Source organism: Streptomyces sp. NPDC051664 (assembly GCF_044453545.1).
Taxonomy (GTDB): Bacteria; Actinomycetota; Actinomycetes; order Streptomycetales; family Streptomycetaceae; genus Streptomyces.
In genome coordinates, this window is sequence record NZ_JBITCU010000001.1 from 740,103 (window position 1) to 746,425 (window position 6,323).

The following is a 6,323-nucleotide window of genomic DNA, read 5'->3' on the forward strand; positions in this document are numbered from 1 at the left end:
CAACTTTTTCTGGAGGTTGAAATCCATGGACGACGCACAGACACCCGTCGGCCGGGCCGGCACCACCGGCGGCCCCGAGTACCGCATCGAGCACGACTCGATGGGTGAGGTGAAGGTGCCCGTGCACGCCAGATGGCGGGCCCAGACGCAGCGCGCCGTGGAGAACTTCCCGATCTCCGGCCAGCGCCTGGAGCGGGCCCACATCGAGGCCCTGGCCCGGATCAAGGCCGCCGCGGCCAAGGTCAACGCCGAGCTCGGGGTGCTCGCCCCGGACATCGCCGACGCGATCCAGGACGCGGCGGGCGAGGTCGCCGACGGCCGCTGGGACGCGCACTTCCCTATCGATGTCTTCCAGACCGGGTCCGGCACGTCCTCCAACATGAACACCAACGAGGTCGTGGCGACGCTCGCCACCGAACGCCTCGGCCGTGAGGTCCACCCCAACGACCACGTCAACGCCTCGCAGTCGTCCAACGACGTCTTCCCGTCCTCCATCCACATCGCCGCGACCGCTGCCGTCACCGGTGAGCTGATCCCCGCACTGGACCATCTGGCGGCCGCGCTGGAGCGCAAGTCCGCCGAGTTCGCAACGGTCGTGAAGTCGGGCCGTACCCATCTGATGGACGCGACGCCGGTGACCCTGGGTCAGGAGTTCGGCGGCTACGCGGCGCAGATCCGGTACGGCATCGAGCGGCTGAACGCGTCGCTGCCGCGCCTCGCAGAACTGCCGCTCGGGGGCACGGCCGTCGGCACCGGCATCAACACCCCGCCCGGCTTCTCCGCCGCCGTGATCGCCGAGGTCGCCCGCGTCACCGGGCTGCCGCTCACCGAGGCCCGCGACCACTTCGAGGCGCAGGGCGCGCGGGACGGGCTCGTCGAGACGTCGGGCCAGCTCCGTACGATCGCCGTCTCGCTCACCAAGATCTCCAACGACCTGCGCTGGATGGCCTCCGGCCCGCGCACCGGATTGGCCGAGATCAGTCTTCCTGACCTCCAGCCCGGCTCGTCGATCATGCCGGGGAAGGTGAATCCGGTCATTCCCGAGGCCGTCCTGATGGTCGCCGCCCAGGTGATGGGGAACGACACGACGGTCGCCGTCGCGGGCGCGGCAGGCAACTTCGAACTGAACGTCATGCTGCCGGTCATCGCGAAGAACCTGCTGGAGTCGGTCCGCCTGCTGGCCAACGTCTCCCGGCTGCTCGCGGACCGTACGGTCGACGGGATCACGGCCGACGTGGAACGGGCCCGGGAGTACGCGGAGTCCTCGCCGTCCGTCGTCACCCCGCTGAACAAGTACATCGGCTACGAGGAGGCGGCCAAGGTCGCCAAGAAGTCGCTCGCCGAGCGGCGGACGATCCGTGAAGTGGTCTTGGCCTCAGGGTATGTGGAGCGCGGCGATCTCACGGTGGAACAGCTCGACGAGGCGCTCGACGTGTTGCGTATGACCCGCCCGTGACGTGGATCGCAGCAACCGGGCGGCCGCATCCCTAAGATCTCTCCATGGCAGGTACGGGAGACAACGCGCGCGCAGAAGCCGATCGCCCGGACGTCGCGTACTGGGCGCCGGGCGATCACATCCTGTGGCGCTACCGCGGCAACGGTCCGCGGTCGCCCGGCGGCGCCCACAGCCCGGTCCACATCTGCCGGCCGGTCACCGTCGTCCAGGACACCGACGAGCTGCTCGCCGTCTGGATGGCGCCCGGCACCGAATGCATCAGACCGGTCCTCGCCGACGGCACCAGTGTGCACGCTGAGCCGCTCGCCACCCGGTACACCGCGCCCCGCACCGTCGCCCGCTCGACCTGGTTCGGCAAGGGCGTGCTCAAGCTCGCGCGGCCCGGCGAACCCTGGTCGGTCTGGCTGTTCTGGGACCGAGGCTGGAGCTTTCGCAACTGGTACGTGAACCTGGAGGAACCGCGCGTCCGCTGGGCAGGCGGCGTCGACTCCGAGGATCACTTTCTCGACATCGCCGTGCACCCCGACCGAAGCTGGCGCTGGCTGGACGAGGACGAATTCGCCCAGGCGCAGCGGGTCGGCCTGATGGACCGGGAAACCGCGCGGCGGGTACGGGAGGCGGGCCGCACGGCCGTCGGCGTGATCAAAGCCTGGGGCACTCCGTTCCAGGACGGCTGGGAGAACTGGCGGCCCGATCCGCGGTGGCAGGTACCCGCGCTGCCGGATGACTGGGACCGTACGCCCTCGCATATGCCGTCGTGAGACCCTTGATGCACCCCAGGGGGGCAAACGTAGGATCGTCCTCCGGAGGGCTGCTCCGCTCCAACCGGCGGGCGCGGCACCGGACCTGACCGCAAGTCATCGCACGAGTTGCACGATCTTCATGAGCCGCATCAGTTGCATGAGCAGCAACAACCGCACGAGCCACTACGAGGGGGTGGAGATGTGCACGCTGTCCGCCGCCGAAACGGCGGAAACATTGTCAGCGACACACCCCGCAGGCATACGGTTTCGGCCCCGCAGAGCTGGGCAGGCGATGGCAGCCGTTGTCATCACCGCTCTCGCCGGGGCACAGTAGCGCCCCACAAGGTGATTGCCTCATACAACCGGCCCGGACGGACGGAACCCCACGCGTGACGGAGCATCCCACCTCCCACGAAGGCCGGCAGCCTCTCGCCGCCCGGTCGCAGGAACGCGCCCGGCCGCGGCAGCAGGACGCCGCACCGGCAGCCGCCCCTGCCGCAGCGATTCCCGGCCCCGCCGCGGCGTCGGGCCCGAAGCCCGCCACGCCCCCGGGCACCGGCTCGAATCCCACGGCGATTCCCGGCCCTGCAGCGGCACCGACCCCCGCCGGCGCGCCGAGCGCCGCGGCGGCGGGACCCGACCCGCAGACGGTGGCCCGCCGCGAAGGTGACCGGCTGCGCTTCGTGGGCGCCGCGACCCGACGGATCGCCCGCGGCATAGATCTGGACGAGATCGTCCTCGGCCTGTGCCGGGCCAGCGTGCCGACGTTCTCCGACGCCATACTCGTCTACCTCCGCGATCCGCTCCCGGTCGGCGACGAGCGCCCGGCCACCCCGTTCGTCCTGCGGCTGCGCCGGTCCGACCGGCTGCGTTTAAACGACGAGGAGACCGAGACCTCCCCGGAGACCGAGCGACTGCGCCCGCCCACCATCGACCCGCATGCCGACCTGACGCCGGCGGCCGAACTCTGCGAGGTGCAGGCGGGCGGTGCGCTCGCCGAGGTGCTGCGCGGCGTACGGCCCGTCTTCGGGGACTCCGCGGCGGCGCGCGTCGCCCTGCCCGAACTGCTCGGTGCCGGGCGCACCGTCCCCTCCGGCCACCGGGTGATCCTCGCCCCGCTGCGCGGCCGCCGGCGGGTGATCGGTGCTGCCGTCTTCCTGCGCGGTACCGAGCGGCCGCCGTTCGAGGCCAATGACCTGCTGGTCGCCGCCCAGCTGGCCACGCACACCGCGCTCGGCATCGACAAGGCCGTGCTGTACGGGCGCGAGGCATACATCGCAGATGAGCTGCAGCGCACCATGCTGCCCGACTCGCTGCCGCAGCCCACCGGCGTCCGGCTCGCCTCCCGCTACCTCCCGGCCGCCGAGACGGCCCGGGTCGGCGGAGACTGGTACGACGCCATCCCGCTGCCCGGCAGCAGGGTCGCCCTGGTCGTCGGCGACGTCATGGGCCACTCCATGACCTCCGCGGCGATCATGGGCCAGCTGCGCACCACCGCGCAGACCCTCGCCGGGCTCGACCTGCCGCCGCAGGAGGTGCTGCACCACCTGGACGAGCAGGCGCAGCGGCTCGGCAGCGACCGGATGGCGACCTGCCTGTACGCGGTGTACGACCCGGTCGCGCACCGGATCACCATTGCCAACGCCGGGCACCCGCCGCCCGTGCTGCTCCATCTGGGCGGCCGCGCCGAGGTGCTTCGGGTGCCGCCCGGCGCCCCGATCGGCGTCGGCGGGGTGGACTTCGAGGCCGTCGAGCTGGATGCGCCCTCGGGCGCCACGCTGCTGCTGTACACCGACGGTCTGGTGGAATCCCGGCTGCGGGACGTCTGGACCGGGATCGAGCAGCTGCGCGAGCGGCTCGCCGCCACCGCCCAGCTCACCGGACCGGATCACTCGCCGCCGCTGGAGGCGCTCTGCGACGACGTTCTCGACATGCTCGGCCCGGGCGACCGGGACGACGACATCGCGCTGCTCGCCGCACGGTTCGACGGGATCGCGCCGAGCGATGTCGCGTACTGGTTCCTGGAGCCGGAGGACTCCGCCCCCGGACGGGCCCGGCGACTGGCCCGCAGGGCGCTCAGCAGGTGGGGCCTCGATGAGCTCTCGGACTCGGTGGAACTGCTGGTCAGCGAGGTGGTGACCAATGCGGTGCGGTACGCGGAGCGACCGGTGACGCTGCGGTTGCTGCGGACCGACATCCTGCGCTGCGAGGTCGGCGACGACGCCCCGCAGCTGCCCCGGCAGCGCCGGGCGCGCGACATGGACGAAGGCGGCCGCGGCCTCTTCCTGGTGAACCGGCTGGCCCGGCGGTGGGGTGCGACCCGGCTGTCGACCGGCAAGGTCGTCTGGTTCGAGATGCCGACCCGCGGCCAGCAATAGGATGCGGACGAAATAACCCAATTCTGGACAAGGTCTACATGTTGCCGACCTCTCGTCGTCGGAGTTGACTCAGTCGTGACCGGGCGCCGCCTGGACGACCTGACCGACACCCCGCACCGACGGGAGGACGCTCGTGACCGAGGAAACCAAGAACACTCCCTACACCACGAACAATGCCGGGATCCCGGTGGAGAGCGACGAACACTCGCTCACCGTCGGATCCGACGGCCCGATCCTGCTCCAGGACCACTACCTCATCGAGAAGATGGCCCAGTTCAACCGTGAACGGGTCCCCGAGAGGGTGGTCCACGCCAAGGGCTCCGGCGCCTACGGCATTTTCAAGGTGACCAACGACGTCAGCCAGTTCACCAAGGCGGACCTCTTCCAACCGGGCAAGCAGACCGCCATGCTCGCCCGCTTCTCCACGGTCGCCGGAGAACAGGGCTCCCCCGACACCTGGCGCGACCCCCGCGGCTTCGCGCTGAAGTTCTACACGGAGCACGGCAACTACGACATGGTCGGCAACAACACGCCGGTCTTCTTCGTGCGCGACCCGATGAAGTTCCAGGACTTCATCCGCTCGCAGAAGCGCCGCCCGGACAGCGCGGTGCGCGACCACGACATGCAGTGGGACTTCTGGACCCTCTCCCCCGAGTCCGCGCACATGGTGACGTGGCTGATGGGCGACCGGGGCATCCCGAAGACGTACCGCAACATGAACGGCTACAGCTCGCACACCTATATGTGGGTGAACGCGGGCGGCGAGAGGTTCTGGGTCAAGTACCGCTTCAAGACCGACCAGGGCATCGACTTCTACCCTCAGGCCGAGGCCGACGAGATGGCCGGCATCGACGGCGACGTCCACCGCCGTGACCTGTTCGAGTCGATCAAGCGGGGTGACCACCCGAGCTGGACGCTGTACGTCCAGATCATGCCGTTCGACGACGCGCCTGACTACCGGTTCAATCCGTTCGACCTCACGAAGGTGTGGCCGCACGGCGACTACCCGGAGATCGAAGTCGGCCGGATGACGCTGAACGAGAATCCCGAGGACTTCTTCGTCCACATCGAGCAGGCGTCCTTCGAGCCGTCGAACCTGGTGCCCGGCATCGGTCCGTCGCCCGACAAGATGCTGCTCGGCAGGCTCTTCTCGTATCCGGACACCCACCGGTACCGGATCGGCCCGAACTACGCGCAGCTGCCGCCGAACCGCCCGCGCTTCGGCCGGAACTCGTACGCGAAGGACGGCCCGATGCGGTACGAGCCGGCGCGCACCGGAGCGGTCTACGCACCGAACTCGTACGGCGGACCGGCCGCGGACACCGATCGCTACGGCGACCCGGCGGGCTGGGCCACGGCGGGCGAGATGGTCCACGAGGCGTACAAGCTGCACCGGGAGGACGACGACTGGGGCCAGGCGGGCACGATGGTCCGCAAGGTGCTGGACGACGCGGCGCGCGATCGGCTCGTGTCGAACATTTCCGGCCATCTCCTGGACGGCGTGAGCCGCCCGGTCCTGGAGCGGGCGCTGCAGTACTGGCGCAACGTCGACAAGGACCTCGGCGACCGGATCGCCAAGGAGGTCAACGGCGGCTGACACCGTCGTACGTGGAAGCACGGGAGTGGGGGGGGGGGGGGGGGGGGGGGGGGCGCGGCCCGCCCCCGCGGGGGGGGGGGGGGGGCCGGCGGCACGGGGGGGGGGCCCGCCCGCGGGGACGGCGGGGGGGAGGCGCCGGGCGCCGCGCC

General features: G+C 70.6%; 4 protein-coding genes. All 4 read left to right on the plus strand.

Translation table 11 applies throughout. The annotated features are described in order from the left end of the window. Positions 1-25: 25 nt before the first annotated feature. The 4 genes from ACIA8E_RS03295 (at position 26) to ACIA8E_RS03310 (ending at position 6,174) form a co-directional block, all read left to right on the plus strand. Positions 26-1,456, plus strand: coding sequence for a class II fumarate hydratase (locus ACIA8E_RS03295; protein ID WP_399293732.1), 1,431 nt, complete (start codon positions 26-28; stop codon positions 1,454-1,456). A gap of 44 nt (positions 1,457-1,500) precedes the next feature. After that, complete coding sequence (locus ACIA8E_RS03300; RefSeq protein ID WP_399293735.1) at positions 1,501-2,217, plus strand: DUF402 domain-containing protein; 717 nt, start codon at positions 1,501-1,503, stop codon at positions 2,215-2,217. Positions 2,218-2,588: 371 nt separating this feature from the next. Further along, positions 2,589-4,577, plus strand: a complete 1,989-nt coding sequence (locus ACIA8E_RS03305) for a SpoIIE family protein phosphatase (protein ID WP_399293738.1) — start codon at positions 2,589-2,591, stop codon at positions 4,575-4,577. A gap of 133 nt (positions 4,578-4,710) precedes the next feature. Continuing rightward, positions 4,711-6,174, plus strand: coding sequence for a catalase (locus ACIA8E_RS03310; RefSeq protein WP_399293741.1), 1,464 nt, complete (start codon positions 4,711-4,713; stop codon positions 6,172-6,174). Positions 6,175-6,323: the final 149 nt, after the last annotated feature.

Bases quoted from the DNA above. Each gene is read 5' to 3' on its own strand.
- ACIA8E_RS03300 (WP_399293735.1), top strand. From the start codon at position 1,501: ATGGCAGGTACGGGAGACAACGCGCGCGCAGAAGCCGATCGCCCGGAC.
- ACIA8E_RS03295 (WP_399293732.1), top strand. From the start codon at position 26: ATGGACGACGCACAGACACCCGTCGGCCGGGCCGGCACCACCGGCGGC.